This is a genomic window from Microcoleus sp. PH2017_24_DOB_U_A, from assembly GCF_020738205.1.
Classification (GTDB): domain Bacteria; phylum Cyanobacteriota; class Cyanobacteriia; order Cyanobacteriales; family Microcoleaceae; genus Microcoleus.
On the sequence record NZ_JAEQCT010000072.1, the window covers coordinates 37880 to 58406 of the forward strand.

At 45.8% G+C, this 20527-nt stretch carries 13 protein-coding genes; 8 read left to right on the forward strand and 5 right to left on the reverse strand.

The window, feature by feature from the left end; translation table 11 throughout:
* Positions 1–144: 144 nt before the first annotated feature.
* Positions 145–1167: a cysteine peptidase family C39 domain-containing protein gene (locus JGK07_RS20715; protein ID WP_293242788.1), complete on the reverse strand. Its 1023-nt coding sequence runs from the start codon at positions 1165–1167 to the stop codon at positions 145–147.
* 483 nt (positions 1168–1650) lie between these two features.
* On the opposite strand from JGK07_RS20715, the gene JGK07_RS20720 reads away from it, so the two are divergent.
* The 7 genes from JGK07_RS20720 (at position 1651) to JGK07_RS20755 (ending at position 13747) form a co-directional block, all read left to right on the forward strand.
* Positions 1651–4419: an HAD-IC family P-type ATPase gene (locus JGK07_RS20720; RefSeq protein ID WP_293242791.1), complete on the forward strand. Its 2769-nt coding sequence runs from the start codon at positions 1651–1653 to the stop codon at positions 4417–4419.
* Between the two features lie 842 nt (positions 4420–5261).
* Positions 5262–5645 carry a response regulator gene (locus JGK07_RS20725; RefSeq protein ID WP_293176957.1) on the forward strand — a complete coding sequence of 128 codons (384 nt, stop codon included), beginning with the start codon at positions 5262–5264 and terminating at the stop codon, positions 5643–5645.
* Between the two features lie 5 nt (positions 5646–5650).
* Positions 5651–6994: an adenylate/guanylate cyclase domain-containing protein gene (locus tag JGK07_RS33235; RefSeq protein ID WP_366934318.1), complete on the forward strand. Its 1344-nt coding sequence runs from the start codon at positions 5651–5653 to the stop codon at positions 6992–6994.
* Positions 6995–7749: 755 nt separating this feature from the next.
* The gene (locus JGK07_RS20740; protein WP_293210926.1) at positions 7750–9147 is read left to right on the forward strand and encodes a CmpA/NrtA family ABC transporter substrate-binding protein; all 1398 of its coding nucleotides are present in this window, start codon (positions 7750–7752) and stop codon (positions 9145–9147) included.
* A 190-nt stretch (positions 9148–9337) separates the two neighbouring features.
* A complete protein-coding gene (gene ntrB / locus JGK07_RS20745; RefSeq protein ID WP_293176951.1) occupies positions 9338–10183 on the forward strand; it encodes a nitrate ABC transporter permease in 846 nt (281 codons plus the stop codon).
* 368 nt (positions 10184–10551) lie between these two features.
* Positions 10552–12552 carry a nitrate ABC transporter ATP-binding protein gene (locus tag JGK07_RS20750; protein ID WP_293192331.1) on the forward strand — a complete coding sequence of 667 codons (2001 nt, stop codon included), beginning with the start codon at positions 10552–10554 and terminating at the stop codon, positions 12550–12552.
* A gap of 349 nt (positions 12553–12901) precedes the next feature.
* On the forward strand, positions 12902–13747 hold the full coding sequence (locus JGK07_RS20755) for a nitrate ABC transporter ATP-binding protein (RefSeq protein ID WP_293176947.1): 846 nt from the start codon (positions 12902–12904) through the stop codon (positions 13745–13747).
* A gap of 475 nt (positions 13748–14222) precedes the next feature.
* Here the strand turns inward: JGK07_RS20755 and JGK07_RS20760 are convergent, their stop codons facing one another.
* The 3 genes from JGK07_RS20760 to JGK07_RS20770 all read right to left on the reverse strand — a co-directional run bounded on the left by JGK07_RS20760 (position 14223) and on the right by JGK07_RS20770 (position 17690).
* Positions 14223–14786: a Uma2 family endonuclease gene (locus JGK07_RS20760; RefSeq protein ID WP_293197198.1), complete on the reverse strand. Its 564-nt coding sequence runs from the start codon at positions 14784–14786 to the stop codon at positions 14223–14225.
* Positions 14787–14855: 69 nt separating this feature from the next.
* Entirely contained in the window at positions 14856–16514 is a 1659-nt protein-coding gene (locus JGK07_RS20765; protein ID WP_293291027.1) for a leucine-rich repeat domain-containing protein, read from the reverse strand.
* A gap of 249 nt (positions 16515–16763) precedes the next feature.
* Positions 16764–17690 carry a TIGR01777 family oxidoreductase gene (locus JGK07_RS20770; protein ID WP_293210928.1) on the reverse strand — a complete coding sequence of 309 codons (927 nt, stop codon included), beginning with the start codon at positions 17688–17690 and terminating at the stop codon, positions 16764–16766.
* A 149-nt stretch (positions 17691–17839) separates the two neighbouring features.
* Between JGK07_RS20770 and JGK07_RS20775 the strand changes: the two genes are divergently transcribed.
* A complete protein-coding gene (locus JGK07_RS20775) occupies positions 17840–19471 on the forward strand; it encodes a DUF3352 domain-containing protein (protein WP_293242797.1) in 1632 nt (543 codons plus the stop codon).
* Between the two features lie 681 nt (positions 19472–20152).
* Here JGK07_RS20775 and JGK07_RS20780 read toward each other — a convergent pair.
* A complete protein-coding gene (locus JGK07_RS20780) occupies positions 20153–20350 on the reverse strand; it encodes a hypothetical protein (protein ID WP_006632682.1) in 198 nt (65 codons plus the stop codon).
* Between the last annotated feature and the right edge of the window lie 177 nt (positions 20351–20527).

The window sequence follows — 20527 nt, forward strand, 5'->3', positions numbered from 1 at the left end:
TTAGGTACGTAGTTGCGCTTCAGCGCTCTTTATAATATTAGGAAATATCGCTAAAAGCCCGGGTTTGTAGTGAGGATTTCAGTCCTCAGAAACTTAAGAGGACTGAAGTCCTCACTACAAACTTGAGCGCGGTATTTTTTATAACTATTTTCCATCCAATCTCGGCACTCCTTCCAAGAAAGGGCCGCTCAACATTAACTCAGTCATTCTATCTAATTTGCCGCTGACTTTCATTTTTTTGTCTGTTTGAAAGCGCTCGATATCTGCTGCTAAATTCCCAGAATTATATCCTAACTTAGTCAAATAATTAACAGCCTGTTTGTCACTTAACAACATATCCGTAGCACGAAAAATCGGCACGTACTCCTCCCGCCAAATCATGGCAAAAGTCGCCCTGTCTAAATAGAAAATCCTGCCCCGCGCCGGATCTCCAATCGCTGCTACACTGTCATTCATTCCCAGCAAAGCCACGGCGTGCGGTAACTTCCGAGGGCCGTCAAACAGCCAAACCGCCAGCACTCCAGGGCGATTAATTTGCTGCATTTGCTCCCAAGTCGGCCGCAGTTCCACTGCACTTACACCCAAAGCTCTTGCTGCTACAATTAACTGCGGCATCGAAGTTCCCAAGCGACTCGTGCCGGCCAAACGCGCTACACTCGATTCCGTCGCCTCGATTCCCCAACGCCTCAACACGGTTGCTAGCGCCGCCGGTGCACAACTGCTGCTAGATGTTTGCCGAAATACACCGTTTGGCTGCAAATTATCGATTAAATCAGCATAAATTGGTGCCATAAAATACGATTCAGCACCGGTAAATCCTCCCAATCCCAACAAGCCAATTAAAATTACTGCGATTACTTGCGATCGCGCCGTCAGCCAACTTACAGTAAACGCAATACCGCAGACTCCCATCAACATCACCCGCAGCAGAGTCCAAGTTACTCGCATCCCGTGGAATCGCCACTCGATCGGCAAAACAGGCATTTGAGGCAGATTTAACGCCAGCAGCAGCAAGCCAAAGTAAAAACCCAAAAACAGCAGGGCGATCGAGTTTCGGCCCTTAAACAGATCGTTAGCCGTCACTCCCGATCGCACTAACGCCTTTCCTGCGCGCATTCCCCAGACAAACAGCGCCGAACCCAGCAGCAGCGTTACCACTATTTCCATGAGATCACAATTTTGTTCCTTAGCCTAGGTTGTAACACGCGCGCACTCGCGATCGCCCGTGGGCGCAGGGCGACAGTCGGAAAATCTCACAGCAGAAAACTGCCAAATAAACAAGACAAGGAAGACATATACCAGTGGATAGTTGACAGTTACAGAGTACGGAAATCAAACTGTTTATGCTAAATTGTTCAGGAATCTATACAACCTAAAACTTGCCATCTGTCAAGAAGTTGAGTAGCTTTTTTTACCTGTTCGGAAAACTCCCAAAAAAGATTTAGCACCGAAAAGAATTTCCCAAACCAATTGGCAAAGACAGACACATCTGCTGTAAGATAGATTGAAGTCAAAACGCCTTCAAACAATTAATCAACCCTCTTGTCGCTCAATATATTCACGCTCCAACGAGCGAGGAGTTGTATTGAGCGCGCTCATTCAATATCGATAAAAGAAAGCTCGCCAAACAACAAAAATCCAGGAAAAATTATGCCAGCAAAAGCCGCCAACGATGTAGACGTAGCAGAGCAATATTGGCACTACTTAGAAAGATCCAAAGTTGCAACTCAATTAGAAACCAATCTGGAAAACGGTATCGATCCAGCAGAAGCAGCCAGTCGCCAACAAAAATTCGGGCCAAACGAACTAACAGTTAAAGCAGGGAAACCAGCCTGGTTAAAATTTATACTGCAATTTAACCAACCCCTCCTGATAATCTTACTGAGTGCCGGTTTAATCAAAGCACTGATTGGAGAATGGCTGAATGCCAGCGTAATTTGGGGCGTAACAACTACCAACGCTATTATCAGTTTCATCCAAGAAGCTGGGGCTGAGAAAAAAATCGATGCCCTAGCTAAAGCTGTTACCACAGAAGCCACAGTCATTCGAGGTGGCAAGAAATTAAGAGTTCCCTCAAAAGAACTTGTTGTGGGCGACTTAGTAACCCTGACTTCCGGTGACAAAGTACCCGCCGATTTGCGCTTAGTGAAAGTCCGCGACTTGCAAATAGATGAATCTGGACTTACAGGCGAATCCGTTGCTGTTGAAAAACAACTCGGACAGGCGGGAAACTTGGTTTTGCCAGAAGAAACGCCGCTCGCAGAACGCGATAACATGGCCTATGCTGGCAGTTTCGTTACCTTCGGCCAAGGTAGCGGTATCGTAATTGCGATCGCCAATAAAACCGAAACCGGCAAAATCTCCCAATTGCTCGATCGCCACATCGACCTCACCACGCCCCTCACCCGCAAATTTAATCAATTCAGTCAAAACTGGCTGCTATTTGTCCTCGCAATGGCAACCTTGACCTTTGCAGTGCGTTTAGGGCGACCAGTCCCAGCCGGAGTTTCAGCCTTTAAAGAAGCAGTCGAACCAGCAGTCGCCCTCATCGTCGGCGCCATCCCCGAAGGCCTCCCCGCCGTCATTACCGTCACCCTCGCCGTCGGTGTTTCCCGGATGGCCGCCAAACACGCGATCGTCCGCAAACTCCCCGCAGTAGAAACCCTCGGCGGCGCCACAGTCATTTGTTCTGACAAAACCGGAACTTTGACAGAAAATCAGATGACAGTGCAAGAAATCTATTCTGGTGGCAAATCCTACTCCGTTACAGGTACAGGTTACAGTCCAGAAGGCGACATTGAACTCAACCAACTACCAATTAGTGTCAATCAATCTCCAGCTTTGCAAGAATGTTTGCAAGCCGGAATGATCTGCAACGACTCTCATTTAGAATTCAAAGATAATGATTGGATTGTCGTCGGCGATCCGACAGAAGGAGCTTTAATTGCAGCAGGTAAAAAAGCAGAACTCAGCCAGCAAGTCTTGGAAAAATCCATGCCGCGCCTCGATTCAATTCCCTTTGAATCTCAGTTTCAATACATGGCGACACTGCATCGAACTCCGACAAGCGACAAAATTTTGTATGTCAAAGGTTCCGTCGAATCAATTCTCACCCGCTGCGCTGAGAGTCTCGACACTGAAGGAAATTCGACAGAAGTCGATCGCCAGCAAATCCACCACCAAGTCGATGCAATGGCCGATCAAGGCTTGCGCGTCCTAGCTTTTGCTAAAAAAATCGTTCCCCACGAACAGGGATCCGTTGCTCACTCAGACGTAGAATCAGGGCTAGTTTTCCTCGGACTCCAAGGCATGATCGACCCGCCGCGGGCCTCTGCGATCGCCGCCGTCCAAGCCTGCCAAACCGCCGGCATTCAAGTTAAAATGATTACCGGCGACCACATTGCTACAGCTAAGGCGATCGCCCGCCGCATGGGATTCCGCAAAACCAAACACAATAGAGAACTTGTAGCCTACACCGGCGCCCAACTCGCCGCCATGGACAAAAATGCCCTCGCCGAAGCCGTAGAAGCCGGCTCAGTTTTTGCGCGCGTCGCCCCAGAACAAAAACTGCGCCTCGTAGAAGCTTTGCAGCAAAAAGGCGAAATTGTGGCGATGACAGGAGACGGCGTTAACGACGCCCCCGCCCTCAAACAAGCCGATATCGGCATCGCAATGGGTAGCGGTACGGAGGTTTCTAAGGAAGCCGCCGACATGATTTTGACCGATGATAACTTTGCGTCGATCGAATCTGCGGTAGAAGAAGGGCGATCGGTCTACAAAAACCTACTTAAATCCATCAGCTTCATTCTCCCAGTCAACGGCGGAGAATCAATGACAATTTTGCTCAGCACTCTACTCGGCCGAGAATTGCCGATTTTGTCGCTACAAATCCTCTGGCTGAATATGCTCAACTCGATCACCATGACTGTGCCCCTTGCTTTCGAGCCCAAGTCTCCCGGAGTGATGAAACAGCAGCCGCGCCCAGTCAACGAACCTTTCCTGACTGAAAATCGGATCAAACGCATCTTAGCTATTTCTCTGTACAATTGGACAATAATTTTCGGAATGTTTGAATGGGTGCGTCAAGCCGATTGGGGAACTTTGCCACTAGCCCGAACAATGGCGATTCAAGCTTTAGTAATGGGCAGAATTTTTTACCTACTGAGTCTCAGCCAATTGTTACCTTCTTTGATGGCTAAATTTAGCGGTTCTCAGGAAAAAGTTAGCGGAGCTCCCGCCCTCGGTGTCGGCATTGTCGTAGCTGTAATTTTGCAGATTATCTTTGCTAATTCTCCGTTTATCAATCGCATCTTCGAGACAGCTCCAATGAACCTAGATCAGTGGCTGATTTGCTTCGGCGTCGCCCTACCAATGATCGGTGTTGCGCTATCTGTCAACCGCTTCGATCCGCCAAACTAATAGGATTCAGCCTTCGCTAAAGGTTCGTAGTGAGGAATGCGAGTCCGCATCCATGACGCTTGACTCGCATTCCTCACTACAAACCAATGATGGTTTATTATCAAAAGTGCGATCGCGTAATATCAATTCCGTTAGCATCGCTATTATTCATCTCTCTCTTCACTCCCTCTGCATCCTCTGCGGTAAATTATTCCGATAAAAAAACAATTATTGTTATATACATACACCGAAGCCAAAGTCAAGCTCAGAATCAAGAATTAATACTCAAAATAAATTATAAATATCAACCAAATTAAAAAAATTCTGATATACTGCAAAGCAGTTGTAAAGATAATGAAGTTTCTGCTTCAGGAATCATTTTCTTGTCTCTACTCCATTAGGTATCTCTACATTCAGATCCATCAGGTCTGACAAAGTTAGCAACTAATATCATGTCCAGTCGATTCGTGCTGGTTGAAATCGTGCATCATTTTCAACAATCTGTAGGGGCAGATTAATCAATATCCCAAAGCGCGCAAACAGGTTAAACAAACCCGCCTCTAACCACAAAAAAGCCCCGAACTATATTAGTCTACAATTTAAAATTCAACAAATCAAGCATATATTTAAACCGATTAACATCAATTTAAACAATGGTTCAGCAATTGATTTGCGTCGCGGGTTGCTCCGCCAACAGTTACCGCAAAGAATTGGTTTAAAGCCCCAAGCCCGATCGAGAGAAATTAAAATCAGACTATTCATTCCTCCAATTCTCTTCCTTCCTTTGTCAAGTGCTATCAACCGTCAACCGTCAACCGTCAACCGTCAACCGTCAACCGTCAACCGTCAACTGATTAACTACCATGTCTAAACCCGTTATTTTGTGTGTTGATGATAAAACTGTAATTTTGGAAAGTTTGAAAGCCAAATTGAGAAAAGCACTAGGCAGTTCCTATGCTTATGAATTTGCCCAAGATGCTGAAGAAGCGCTAAATATTGATGAATTAAATAAACATCATATTAGCATTTTATTGGTTGTCTCTAATTGGCTAATGCCCGGAATGAAAGGCGACAAATTTCTAATTTCAGTTAATGAGAAAATTACTAAAATTGTCAAAATTTTATTGACAGGACAAGCAGATAAAAAAGCTATCGAGCGGGCTTATGCAGCAGCTAAGGTAGATAAATGTTTCTTTAAACCCTGGTCGCCCAATCAGTCGATCGATATCGTCAAGTATGGATTATAAAAACTATGACAAAAGTTGCAAAAAAACCTGTCATTGTTTGTGTAGATGATGAAATTACCATTTTGACGAGTTTGAAAGCGGAATTGAGAAAATCATTTGGAGAAGAGTATCGAGTCGAGATCGCTGAAGGGGGAGAGGATGCGTTAGAATTGCTTGGAGAATTACTTGAAGATGGAGATGAAATTCCCTTAATTATTTCCGATTACATTATGCCGGATATGAAGGGAGACGAACTTTTGCGCCGCGTTCACGAACTTTCCCCAAAAACGCTGAAAGTAATGCTGACGGGTCAAGCTACTATTGAAGCGGTTACTAATGCGGTCAAATACGCTAAACTCTATCGATACATCGGTAAACCTTGGCATAATGAAGATTTAAGACTAACGGTAGCAGAAGCAGTTCACAGTTACATTCAAGATAAGAAACTGGCAGAAAAAAATGCTACACTTCTAGAAATGAATCAAGAGTTAGAAGCGCTGACTCGCCAGCAAGCTAAACTAATTGCGGAACTTCAAGAAAAAGAAAGTTATTTGCAAGCACTCAATGAATCTTTTTTACGGTTTGTTCCCCGTCAGTTCCTTCAGTTATTGGAAAAAACGAGTTTTCTTGATATTCAATTAGGCGAACATATTCAGCAAGAAATTTCGGTGTTGTTTTCTGATATTCGAGATTTTACAAGTCTATCAGAAATGATGACGCCGGATGATAATTTTAAGTTTATTAATGGTTATCTCTCTCGGATGGAACCAGCAATTATTGAAAATCATGGGTTTATTGATAAATATATTGGTGATGCAATTATGGCTTTATTTAGTGGAGATGCAGATGGGGCAGTTAGGGGTGGAATTTCGATGCTACAAAGACTAGCTGACTATAATACCACGCGCACGATACCGGAACGTCCGCCAATTAAAATTGGGATTGGTATTAATACTGGGACATTAATTCTAGGAACGGTGGGTGGTGCATCTCGGATGGATGGTACTGCGATCGGGGATGCGGTGAATTTAGCATCTCGTTTGGAGGGATTAACCAAACAGTACGGTGTGCCTTTGTTGATTAGCAATCGCACATTTATGGTATTGAAAAATCCGGGAAAATATCACATTCGTTTGATCGATCGCGTTCGAGTCAAGGGGAAGTCCGAACAGGTAGCTGTGTATGAGGTTTTCGATGCAGATTTACCCGAATTGCGAGAGGGGAAGTTAGCCATGAAAAGCACTTTTGAACAGGCGATCGTTTTCTATCATTCCTCGGATAAAGAGACTGCCTTTCAACTGTTTGATAAATGTTTGCAAGCTAATCCTGGGGATATGGTTGCGAGGATGTATCTGCAACGCTGTCAGTAATGTAGATTCAAGGGGCTGCGCCAAGAGGGCCTGCCTGGGTTCTTGGTGGCGACAAACCAGACTCGACCAATACTGCTGTTGGGTGGCTTTGTACAGGTTTTTACGATCGCACGATTTGAATTCCCGATCGCCATTTCAATCCCTAAGGGCGATCGACTGTTTTTGATGATAAATTTTCTGCATAACATTATTGTACCATAATTCTGTATCGCAGAATACTTTTTTCTGGTTTTGCCAAAAATTAGAGAATTATTAAGTAATATTAATGAGTGGTGGCAGCCTAATTTCCGGCTTATTGACAATGAGGTGGGAACCCCCTCAGAGGGTATTACGCTAAAACTCTTATAAGCAAAGGAATTTTATGCAAATATTGCGCGAATTAAAACCCGACCTGCAAAAAAAACGGCTACTTATTGAGAACAACTGCCTAAAACATTTACTTATAATTTAAATTTAATATTTGTTTTATAATCACAGCAAGAGTACGGTAAACTGAATAAACAAGCCAATTAAATGTAGAACTCGCTTTTGGCGAGTTAACACAACTTGGCCGATCGCAATATTGAGTTAATCAAAAGAGTCAAATCAGCAGGGATATCATAAAAACTTATTGTTACCATAAGTTTTTTCATCCTTACTGCCAACCTGCGCTTAAAACAGTTCTCTAAGCCTAATTTAGCGAACAGCAATAAAGTGCTTTGATAAACTTCAGTGATGTCGTTACAGAAGATTATGTATTGGAGCGAGGCTAGGCTATGACCAAATTTTCAGAAAATTTTTCTCGGCGCAAATTTATAGTTACAGCAGGTGCATCTGCCGTCAGTTCCATACTGCTCAAAGGCTGTTTGGGAAATCCCCCCGAACCCGGTGGAACTGCTGATGGTGGTGCTGGTGGGGCTGGAGGAGCCCCTGCTGCCACATCAGCAGTTGCTGTGGCCAACGAGAAAAGAGTAGAAGGCATCGAAAGCACGAAGATTACATTGGGATATATCCCGATCGTCGAATCAGCGCCTTTAATTATTGCCCAAGAAAAAGGCTTCTTTGCCAAATACGGCATGGTAGATGTCAAAGTCGCCAAACAAGCCAACTGGGGTTCGGCCCGAGACAACGTAGAAATCGGCTCAGCAGGCGGTGGTATAGATGGCGGGCAGTGGCAAATGCCGATGCCATACTTGATTAGCAAAGGCCTGATCACCAAGAATAAAGCCGGCATCCCAATGTACGTGCTGTTACAGCTAAACACTCAGGGAAATGGAATTGCGATCGCTGCCAAACACGAAGGTAAAGGCCTCGGACTCAAACTAGAAAAATCCGCCCAAGACTACATCCTCGGACTCAAGAAAGCAGGTACGCCCTTCAAAGCAGCCTACACTTTTCCCAAAGCCAACCAAGATTTATGGATTCGCTACTGGCTAGCCGCTAACGGCATCAATCCCGACGTAGATGTCGAGTTGCTAACAGTACCGGCGGCCCAAACCGTGGCCAACATGAAAACCGGCAGCATGGACGGTTTCAGTACAGGTGACCCCTGGCCCCTACGGATTGTCAAAGAAAAAATTGGCTTCTTGTCCGCTTTAACTGCGGAAATCTGGAAAGGACATCCAGAAGAATACCTCGCAATTCGCGGCGACTGGGTAGACAAACACCCCAAAGCTACCGAAGCGCTGTTAGCAGGAATAATTGAAGCGCAGCAGTGGTGCGACAAACCAGAAAATCGTGCGGAATTGGTGTCGATTGTTTCTGGCAAAAACTTCTTTGACGTAGCTCCTGGAGTGTTGCTTCCTCCTTATGAAGGCAAGTATATCATGGGCGACGGCAAGCCCGAAATCAACGACTTCAAAATGAGTACGCTGTACTGGAATGATGGAGTCGGCAACGTTTCCTATCCCTACAAGAGCCACGATTTGTGGTTCTTAACCGAAAGCGTCCGCTGGGGTTTCTTGCCAACAAAAACCTTGGCAGATTCTAAGACAATCATCGATAAAGTCAACCGAGGAGATTTGTGGAAAGCTGCGGCTAAATTAGCCGGAGTTGCTGAAGCTGACATTCCGGCAAAATCGACTCGTGGTGTTGAGAAGTTCTTCGACGGCAAAGAATTTAACCCGGACAAGCCCGAAGATTACATCAAGAGTCTGGCAATTAAAAAAGCGTGATGGGTTAAACAGTTGACAGTTGACAGTTGACAGTTGACAGTTGACAACACAGTTTTTAGAAGCGTGCGATTTAAACCTCGTTCTAAAAACAATCCGCTTCCGTGGGGATGCGAGACCATTGTTAGTTGGTAAAAGCTTCGCATAACTTAAGTCTCGAAAAAAAACAGCAGAAACACAGGAGATTAGCAAGATGGCTGTCAGCACAAATCGGAGAGGCGGAGTCGATGTCCAAGGAGTTCTTGGCGAGTTTTGGAAAAAGAATTCGTCAAATATATTGCCGCCAATTTTAGGACTTTTAGGGTTCCTGCTAATTTGGCAATTCCTGTCGGGTACAGGAATCATCAAGTTGCCACCCCCAACTAGCGTTTGGACTGACGAACGGACGCGGATTTTGTTGATGTATCCTTTCATGAACTCCAAAACCTACGGAGTCGGCTTATTTTGGCAGACTATGGCTAGTTTGGAACGGGTAGCAAAAGGCTACACTCTCGCGGCCGCTGTGGGCATTAGCATGGGAGTTGTGGTAGGTACGAATCCCTTCCTGAACAAGGCTTTAGACCCGATTTTCCAGTTTTTGCGGATGGTAGCACCTTTGGCTTGGGTACCGATCGCCCTGGCTGCACTTCAACAAAACGAACCGGCTGCTTTGTTCGTGATTTTCATTACCTCTGTTTGGCCGATTTTAATCAACACGGCTGAAGGTGTTCGTCAAATTCCTGACGATTACAACAACGTGGCGAAAGTGCTGCAACTTACTCAGAAGGAATATTACATCAATATCTTGTTTCCGTCGGCGCTTCCTTATATCTTCACCGGATTGAGAATTGCGATCGGTTTGGCTTGGCTGGCGATTATTGCAGCGGAAATCGTGATGTCCGGGATTACAGGTATTGGCTTCTTTATTTGGAATGCTTACCAGCAAAACTACATCAGTGAAATTCTCTTGGCGGTGTTCTACATTGGGGCTGTTGGTTTGATGCTCGATCGCCTGATGGCATGGTTGCAGCAAAAAATTGCTCCCTCTCAAGGCAAATAAAAACAGTTGATAGTTGACAGTTGACAGTTGACAGTTGACGGTTGACAGTTGACAGTTGACAGTTGTTAGCTAAAAGCTAATATCAAGTCCGGTAAAATAACTGGGAACCCATATCCAAGAGGATCTGCCTCGGCTGGAAAATCGAGGCAGAGCCTCCTGATTATGTGTTACCAGGCTGTGCCTGATAACGAGTTAAAGGAGTAGCAGAACTTCAGTCCTCAGCTTTTTAAAAGAATAGAACTGAAGTCCTCACTACGAACCAATATTATTATTGCAGTTGGGCGATCGGCATAATATAAAAGCTAACGGTCAACAGTCAAAAATAATCGAAAAATCAAGGACAAACCTACAAAAAAGGCAAGAAAACCATGTCAGTTTTGATTGCGGTAGAACAAGTCGGAAAAACATTTAATTTAACAGACGGCGGTACATACGTAGCCCTCAAAGGGATCGACTTAGAAATTAAAAAAGGAGAATTTATCTCCTTAGTCGGACACTCGGGTTGTGGCAAATCCACTCTGCTAAATATGGTGGCAGGTTTGGATCTGCCCACAGAAGGATTGGTGACGATCGACGGACAAAGAATCACTCAGCCGGGCCCCGATCGCATGGTGGTGTTCCAAAACTATTCGCTGCTACCTTGGCGGACAGTCAGAGAAAACATCACCCTGGCCGTAGACTCAGTAATGAGCGGCTTAGCTAAAGCCGAGCGCCTCGACATCATCCAAAAACACATTGACATGGTGGGCTTGGGCCCCCACGCCGAGAAGCAACCGGCACTACTATCAGGCGGACAAAAACAGCGCGTGGCGATCGCCCGTGCCCTAGCCCTGCGTCCCAAACTGTTACTCTTAGACGAACCATTCGGCGCCCTAGACGCTTTGACTCGCGGCAACTTGCAAGAAAAGTTGATGGAAATCTGCCAAGAGTACGAAATTAGCGCCTTGATGGTAACGCACGACGTAGATGAAGCGGTGCTGCTGAGCGATCGCATCGTCATGCTCACCAACGGCCCAGAATCGAAAATTGGCGGCATCCTCGAAGTAGACATCCCCCGCCCCCGGGTACGTATGGAAGTAGTCTCGCACCCCAGCTACTACGCGCTGCGGAGCGAAATGATTTACTTCCTCAACCAGCAGAAACGGGTGAAAAAACTGCGCGCGCGGAAAGTACCGGCGATCGCCCGCCACGGCCTAGAAAAAGTCAACCTCGAACTCGGCTTTATCCCCCTGGCAGCCTGCGCTCCCCTCGCGATCGCCAAAGAAAAAGGCTTATTTGCCAAACACGGCCTCGATGAAGTGCATCTCGTGCGCGAAACAAGCTGGCGCGGCATCGTAGACGGCATCGCCGCCGGATACCTAGACGCAGCCCAAATGCCCTCTGGGATGGCAGCGTGGTTGAGCTTAGGAGGCCACCAAGAGAAGCCCATAGCAACCGTTACAGCCCTCACCATGAGCCGCAACGGCAACGGAATTACCCTGGCCCGTCGCTTCTACGACCAAGGAATCTACACTCTGGCAGATTTCAAAGAAATGCTGCACAGAACCCCCGCCCAAACTCACCGCATGGGCATCGTTCACCCTTCATCGATGCACAACCTGCTGCTGCGCTACTGGCTGGCTTCCGGCGGAATTGACCCAGATCATGATGTTTCACTGAAAAACATCCCTCCAGCCCAGATGATTGTGGACTTGCAAGGTGGGACGATTGACGGTTTCTGCGTCGGCGAACCTTGGAACTTGCGCGCGGCGATGGAAGGAGTCGGCTTTACCGTGGCTACGGATTTGGAACTGTGGCCTGGACACCCGGCAAAAATTCTGGGAGTTCGGGAAGACTGGGCGAATGCTTACCCCAACACTCACATTGCTCTAGTGAAAGCTTTGCTAGAAGCTTGTCACTATTGCAGCGATCCGGCCCACGCTCAAGAAGTTTCCGAAATTGTGGCGGGACGGGAGTACGTCGCTACTGACAAGAGTTACATCCAAATTGGCGATTCCAAATCTACTGCTTGCGATCTTGATACTCCGATGCGGGAATACGCTCACCACTTGTTCGCCGGCGACGGGGTGAACCGCCCAAGCCGTACCGAACAGTTGTGGCACATGGTACAGATGGCGCGTTGGGGCGATACAGTCTTCCCCCGCAACTGGGTAGAAATTCTGGAACGGGTGGTGCGAGTCGGCCCCTTCAGTACAGCAGCGCGCGAGCTGGGAATGTCTGATATTACTTACACTCGGGGTTCTCTCCGCTTGTTTGATGGCTCGGTGTTTAATGCTGAAGATCCGATCGGCTATCTCAACAATCTAGCGATTAAACGCGATTACACGATGGCTGAAGTGATTCTGGATTCGGGCCGCAGAGCTGCTTAGGATCTGTTTTTGTCCAGCCGGTGGACTTCTTTCCACCGGCTCAATGTCTAATGGTGCTCTGTGAGTTTTGAGATATCAAAAGGTGAAAAAATTGCTTGGTTCTCGATCGCCCCTGTCAAAGACTTATCAACTCACAAGTCAGACAAGAGGAATCAGAAATCACAGCGATTGATTGCATTGTTGAGAGCGAAGCGGCACAATTATATAATTGATGCAAAAGTCTTGCAATTTAAACTCAATACTGAAAATATACAGGGAACTCGCAAATCTACAGTCTCGACTCGCAGCTCACCATTCAAAACTCCATTATTTGCTATCGCTAATCACCTACTAACGGCTTCTCAAACCCATGATTAATACTGCTGTCAACCAGACAAACACCAAAACCCAGAGCCAGCAACCAAACGATCGCCGCCAGCCTTTTTTGGTGATGGACAATGTTTATAAAGTATATCCAAACGGTTACAGAGCATTAGAAAACGTTAACTTGACCGTAGCTGAGGGAGAGTTTATTACTCTGATCGGACACTCCGGCTGCGGCAAATCAACACTGTTAAATATGGTGTCCGGTTTTAGCCATCCCAGCGAAGGCACCGTGTCGATTAACGGGCAGCGGATCGAAAAGCCAGGCCCCGATCGCATGGTAGTGTTTCAAGGTTACGCTTTGCTGCCTTGGCGGACAGTGTTTGAAAATGTTTACATTGCCGTTAATGCTGTATTTCCAGAGAAGTCGAAAGCCGAAAAAAATGCGATCGTCAAAGATCATTTGGCAATGGTGGGACTGACAGAAGCTGCTGAGAAAAGACCTCCGCAAATTTCCGGTGGTATGAAACAGCGGGTTTCCATCGCCCGCGCCTTAGCAATTCGTCCCAAGGTGCTGATTTTAGACGAACCCTTTGGTGCTCTCGACGCAATTACTAAGGAAGAATTGCAGGAAGAGTTGCTGAAAATCTGGAACGATCACCGCTGTACCGTGTTGATGATTACTCACGATATTGACGAAGCGCTGTTTTTGGCCGATCGACTCGTGATGATGACTAACGGCCCATCAGCAACGATTGGCGAGGTTTTGGAGATTCCTTTCCCACGTCCGCGCGATCGGGTACAAATGATGGAAGATCCCGAATACTACAACCTGCGGAACTACGCCCTAGACTTCCTCTTCCGCCGCTTCGCTCACGATCACGACGCTTAAACCCTTGGAGATTGGGGATTGCTGGCAAAATAAAGCTCCAGCATTTCCCCACTTGCAGGGAAACATCGCTGTGTGCGAAATTTTCCCGATCTGCTTGGGTAAACTGGAGCTTAATTGTTGAGGATAAGTTTTTCCGGAAGATTTGGATCTTTTTCTCAACTTTTACGTCAATCGGCTAAGAGACCCGATTGCCTAGCTGTCTGTAAGCTGGCATGAATTTAGCCCACCTTTGACTGAAGGCGGGCTTCTTTCTTATCTTATTAACAGTTTTTCCTAAATTGATGGTTTGTGCATTCCACCATTTTAAGTGGCACAGGGCCAATGTTGATTAGTGTTTTATGGATTAAGTTTTTGGCAAAGATATCAGTTTTCTGTAGGGAAACGGCACTGCCGTGTCCTGCGCGGGGATCTGCCACTGTTAAGAATTGGTCTAAGATTGATGATTCTAGCAAGACTTTTTTAAATTCGTATTAAATCAATTAATTTTCAACCAATTAAACAACTCGGCTGCGGATAACTGCCAATCGCCCAACACGCTAAGAACAGGTAAAATATCCGTATCTGATTTAACCTCAGGCAATTGATTCGGTTGAAAAACTATTACTGATTTATCGCTCGGATCGGCAAACCAACCCAATTTAGTACCGTGATTGATCGAAAAAATTATTTTTTTTATCACCTGATTTGGAGATTGGTCAGGTGACAAAATTTCAATTATCCAATCCGGTGGAATTTCAAAGCGGTTGGCAATTTCTCCATCTTCATCAACGGGAATGCGAGACCACTCAAAAACAGCAATATCGGGAACGATCGATCGCCCCCCAAACGTACAGCGCAATTCGGGAAATGCACAGGCTAACTTTTGAGGTTCCCCAACCTCAGAAATTGCCTCCAGCAATCGTTTTTGCAATCGGCTATGTTTTCCTTGCGGCATAGGTTTTTGATAAATTTGACCGTCGATGTACTCGCTTGCTGGTTTAGTTTCGGGCAACTGCAAAAACTCTGCAAGAGAAATCGTTGATTTTGCTGCAACTACCATATATCGTATTTCCTGAAATCATCCTAATGAACAAATAATCTAAGGTTCTTGTATTTCTGCTGCTTGCATTCAAGTTTGCACGGAAAACTCTTCTGAGTCAATGTCCCAATTTACCCAGCGAATTGCCTCTTTTGCTGATACTACATCAGGAGGCACTCGCAACGAATGAATGTGTCCGGTGCTCGGACAGGTCATTTTTAACAAAAAAACTGGTAACGGCTGCCCAGATTCGTCGAAATCGTCCTCAAAATCTATTTTTAACAGAGTGTATTCTTGCCAACTATCTAATTCTGTGGCTTGCAACTCTGAGCAAATTCTAGCGTAACCAATTCCCTGAATTAACGCTCGCCGAAGTTCGGCATTTTCTTCCTCTAAAATCCATCGTGCTTCCCACTGATTCGGGTGTATTTGTCCGTATTTTTCCGGCAAATTTACTCCGTGATACGAGTAGAGTTTGTAACCGTCGGTAAATTCGATCGCACTTTCTCCTTCTGCGTGCAGTCGATCTTCACTGTCGAGGGATAGTTTTGAGGGGCGATCGCACACGCAGCAGACATCCTCAAATGCAAAAATCCACCCGCATTCAACTAAAAGCTGCTTCAAGCATTCAAAAGCTTTTTGTGCATCGGGGTTGATAAAAATTTTAATTACAGACACACAAAAGTCAGCTATGTAGATGGTCTTCAACAGAGAATTCATAACAGAATTCCAAGTAAATATCGACGTTGAATAGTTCAAATAGTCCGAAATATCTCGTCGCAATTCTTGTTCGAGCTGCCCCTCCCATCTAATTCCTGAAATACTCACAAGACTTTTCATGCAGTAAAAAAGCCGACAGGCTGATTTTATCTGTTGATAAAAACACACAAATAAATCAGTTTTATTAGTTAGAAATTCCAAACTTTTCAATTGTGCTATGGCGGAGTGAGGACTCGCACAAAAAATAATTTTTGGGCAAGTCTTGCCGAGAGTGGCGTAAGCAAATTCGATCGCTGCTGCGGCACGAGTGCGATCGACTCGCTCTGTAGAATTGACGGTAACTTTCCACAGAGATTGCAGGGGTGTTGAGTCTGGAAGCTGATTTTTTTCCAGCTTCAAATAATTTAATTTTGTCAGATATTGCAGTGGTATTAAGTCTGATATTTGATTGTTGTCCAGATTCAGATAAGTCAAATTGGTCAGAGATTGCAGGGGTGTTAAGTCTGATATTTGATTGTTGCCCAGCCCCAGATAAGTCAAATTCCTCAGAGATTGAAGGGGTGTTAAGTCTGATATTTGATTGTTGCTCAGGCCCAGATGAGTCAAATTCCTCAGAGATTGCAGGGGTGTTAAGTCTGATATTTGATTTGTGTTGAGATACAGCGTTGTCAAATTGGTTAAAGATTGCAGGGGTGTTAAGTCTGATATTTGATTTGTGTTGAGACACAGCGTTGTCAAATTGGTTAAAGATTGCAGGGTTAAGTCTGATATTTGATTGTTTTCCAGATTCAGATCGATCAAATCGGTCAGAAATAGCAGGGCTGTGAGGTCTGATATCCGATCGCTTACAAAACTCAGAGAAGTTCTATTTGACAGGATTCGCTCAGCTTTATAACAGTAAGAAGTTCCTGCTCTTTTTAACAGCACTTCAACTGTATGTTTCGCTTCTTTTGAAAGACTATTTTTGTGAAAGCACCATTCGCCAAAGCTAGTGCAAATAATTGGTTGGTTTGCTTGTGGTTCTGGCATAGTAAATTCCGATTCTATTTTGGTAAAATTTCAGTCGGCCTGTCCGTCAGTTCCGCAGTCCGGCAGGGGTTTAAACCCCTGCCTCATAGCTTAAGTCGGTTAAAACCGACTGGAATTAATCGATTGTTGGTAGTTGATGTGATTGATTGTTGAGTGGGATGATTTATTTGAAGGAACGAGGCATAGCCTTTGGATATGCGTTCCCAGGCAGAAGAGCCGGGGAACGAGGGATATCTAAAAATGCAGGATTTAATTACCAGCCAAAATCTCTTCTAGAGCCAACTTCAGCATCGGATACTGATATTGAAAACCGCTAGCCAAAGTTTGTTTCGGCAAAACTTTCTGCCCTTCCAAAACAACTTTAGCGCCGTCTCCCAACAGCATTTCTAAAGCAAAACCTGGCACCGGCAACCAAGAAGGCCGACTTAAAACTTCCCCTAAAGTTTGGCACAATTCATTCATCCGCACTGGATTCGGTGCTGTCGCATTCAAAACGCCTTGAACTTGCGAATTTTGCAAAGAATACAAAATTAAATCAACCACATCCTCGCGGTGAATCCAAGAAAACCACTGTTTTCCTGTGCCAATTGGGCCGCCTGCAAATAGTTTAAAAGGTGGCAGCATTTTTGCTAGCGCGCCTCCCATTCCCAAAACTATTCCCAGCCGCAAAATTGCTAGCCTTGTGCCTGCATTTTTGGCAGGTTGGGCCGCAGCTTCCCAGTCTTTGCAAACTGCTGCTAAAAAATCGTTTCCCGCAGGGCTGCTTTCGTCAAACTCAGCGGTTTCGCTGGTTCCGTAATAGCCGATCGCCGATGCGCTCACAAACACCGATGGTTTAGGATTAGCATTGACGATCGCCTCTACCAATTTTGCCGTCGTCAATCTGCGACTGTCGAGAATCGCTTGCTGGCGCGCCTCCGTCCACCTTTCCTCCGCAATCGGCACCCCAGCTAAATTAACCACAGCGTCGCAGCCCGCGATCGAATTTTGCCAATCACCAGACTCCGCCGGAGTGTAGGCGACAACATCCAAATTTGGATAAGCCGAAGCCGGGAAAACTCGCCCAGCTTTCGCCGCATCTCTACTCAAAACCACCACTTGATGTCCGGCTGCTTGCAGCTTCTCCACCAGCCGGCTACCTACAAATCCCGTTGCTCCCGCGATCGCTACTTTCATATTTCTTCCCGCACTTCATCTCAACAGCAGTTTACACGATCGCCCAAACCCGTTTTAAATTCTATAAAAATAAATAGCTAGTTCGATCGGCTCCCCACAAGCCCAGTGGATTTTCATTAAACTGATAAAGGACGCTAGGATCGAAAACAATGCCTGCAAAAAAACCAAAGCTTCTAATTGCTGCCGCCATCATTGCAGCAGGTAGCGCCGCGGTGTACCTTTACTTCCACGGTTTGAGCCAACAAGTCTCCAACCCCCAAGACAGCGCCAAAGTTGTACCCGACGAAGCAATGATGGCCGCCTTCATCTCCCCCAATCCCCAAGCACTGTCACAGTTGCAGCAATTCGGCACCCCGGGCGCTCAAAAGTTGGTCGGTGCGGGTTTGAAGGCCTTTCAAGAACAAAGCTTGGCAGGCACTCAAATCGACTTTGAGAGAGACTTAAAGCCCTGGCTGGGGGGCGTGATGGTGGCTTTGTTACCCCCAGATGCTACCGCTAAAACAGAGCCTCCTAAACTGCTCGTTGTAGTCAGTGTCAAAAATAAAATTAGTGCTTGGAATTTTGCTAATAAATTAAAATCTCAGGAAGGTGCCACAACTCAAGAAACTGAGTATAAAGGAGTTAAAATTTCTGAGATTGCAGAGCCAACGGGCAAGCGCTACAGTGTGGCTTTGTTGGACGATCAATTAGTGATGGCTCCTTTGAGAAAGCCTGTGGAAATGGCGATCGATACTTTTAAAGGACAGCCCTCCCTCGCTACCCAGAAGAGTACAACTAAGTTTTTTGCAGAGAGTGCTGGCGTACCGAATCCGATCGCAACTATTTACATTGCTGATTATCCTGCTGCAATCGAGCAATTAAAAACTAATTTGCCCGATGATTTTCAATTGCCTTCGACAGTGCTTTCACAGTTTAAACAAGTCAAGTCTTTGGTAGCGGGAATAGGGGCCGACAGTTCGGGATTGAGGGTGAAAACTATCGCTCGGTTAGATCCTAAATTCGGACAGCAAAAGCCGCCAGTCGGATCGAAATTGTTGCCCAGATTTCCCGGCGAAACCATTGCTTTAGTAGGGGGTAAGGGACTCGATCGCATTTGGTTGCAGGCGACGGCAGAGGCAAAAGATAGCCCGGAAGTTGACAGGGGCATTCAGCAGGTGAGAAGTAGTTTTAAACGCTTGGATTTGGATGCCGATCGTGATGTTTTTGGCTGGATGAATGGGGAATTTGCGATCGGGGCGATCGGTTCGGAGCAAGGTATTTTGTCTCAGTTGGGGATGGGGGCGGCGATGATTTTTGAAACGAGCGATCGCCCCGCAGCCGAAGCAACCCTCAAAAAACTCGATGCGATCGCCAAAAGCAATCCTACAGTCAGCGTCGCCCCCAGACAAGTCCAGGGAAAAGAGGTTACAGAGTGGCAAATACCGCAACAAGGAACCTTATTCGGGCACGGTTGGCTGAATGAAAATTCTGTATTTGTTGCCTTCGGCGGCCCTTTAGTTGATGTCATCACCACAGCGCCACCGCAACCATTAAGCAGCAGTCCGAGTTTTCAGGCGATCGCCACTGCTGTACCGCAGGCGAACCAAGGTTACTTTTATATAGATATGGAAAAAACCATGTCATGGGCGAACCGTTATTTGCTCGCTGTACAGCCCAATTTAGTTTCGCCGCCCGTTGCTGAAGTGCTCAATTCTCTCCGAGGAGTCAGCGTAGCCACAACTTCCACAGAACCGACAACTGCTCAGCTCGATCTGCTTTTTGCCTTCAAATCTAGCAATTAGGCGATCGGGAATTGGTCAACAGTTGACAGTTGACAGTTGACAGTTGACAGTTTGAGATCGACCTCTACCTAGAAGGAACAGGATTGAAACAGTGAATAATTTTGTTTTATTTCCTCCTCGAACGAGGAGGCTTTAAACCCATTATTCTTGGTAATCGGTAATTTGTAATTTTTCTATCAAATCTAGCAATTAGGCGATGGGGAATTGGGAATTGGTAATTGGTAATCGGGAATTGGGAATTGGTAATTGGTAATTGGTAATTGGTAATTGGTAATTGGTAATTGGTAATTGGTAATCGGTAATCGGTAATCGGTAATCGGTAATCGGTTATTGGGAATTCTATCCGTTACATCCGCTACACAACCCGTTGCCGAACTTCCTTACATTGGTTAGATCTCAATACGGTTTACTTAACGTTTTTTGTCATTGCGAGCGTCTTCGCGAAGCAATCGCAGGGTCTGTTTGTCAAATCGTTTTTCCTGGTGTACTGTCTTAAGTGAACTGTATTGGGTTAGATCTAGTACACTTCTGACTGATGACTGATGACTGCCCGACGGCAGGACTAATGACAACTGACAACTGACAACTGACAACTGACAACTGACAAAAAAAAAGTTGCTGCCTCTCCAGGGAGGGCAGCTACTCAAATAAAGCATTTTAATGTCTCTCAAAACTTCTGGATTAACCTTCAGACATTCCCGACTTATTCGGCAATTGCAAGTCATCAGGATCTACATAATGACAAACTGCTTTGTCCATGCAAATCAAGGCCCAGCCGGATTTATCGATGCTCATCAATTTGTAAGAAGCAGGCTGAATAAAGAAACCTTTGTGGTTGCGGGTTGCTGGTTTGATGTTAACGTGGCTGTCAGTGCTCATGTTCTTACAACTCCTAGTATTTATGGTAGTCAAGTCTGAAAACCGCTGTGCCGGTTTGTCGATCGTCTAAGTTTTCAAATACTAGCACTGACTTCCTGAGTTTTCCATAAAGTTATTTATTGATTTATTACGAGATCGTAATAAACCACAAACCCGATTTCCTTGATCCCCACCCCC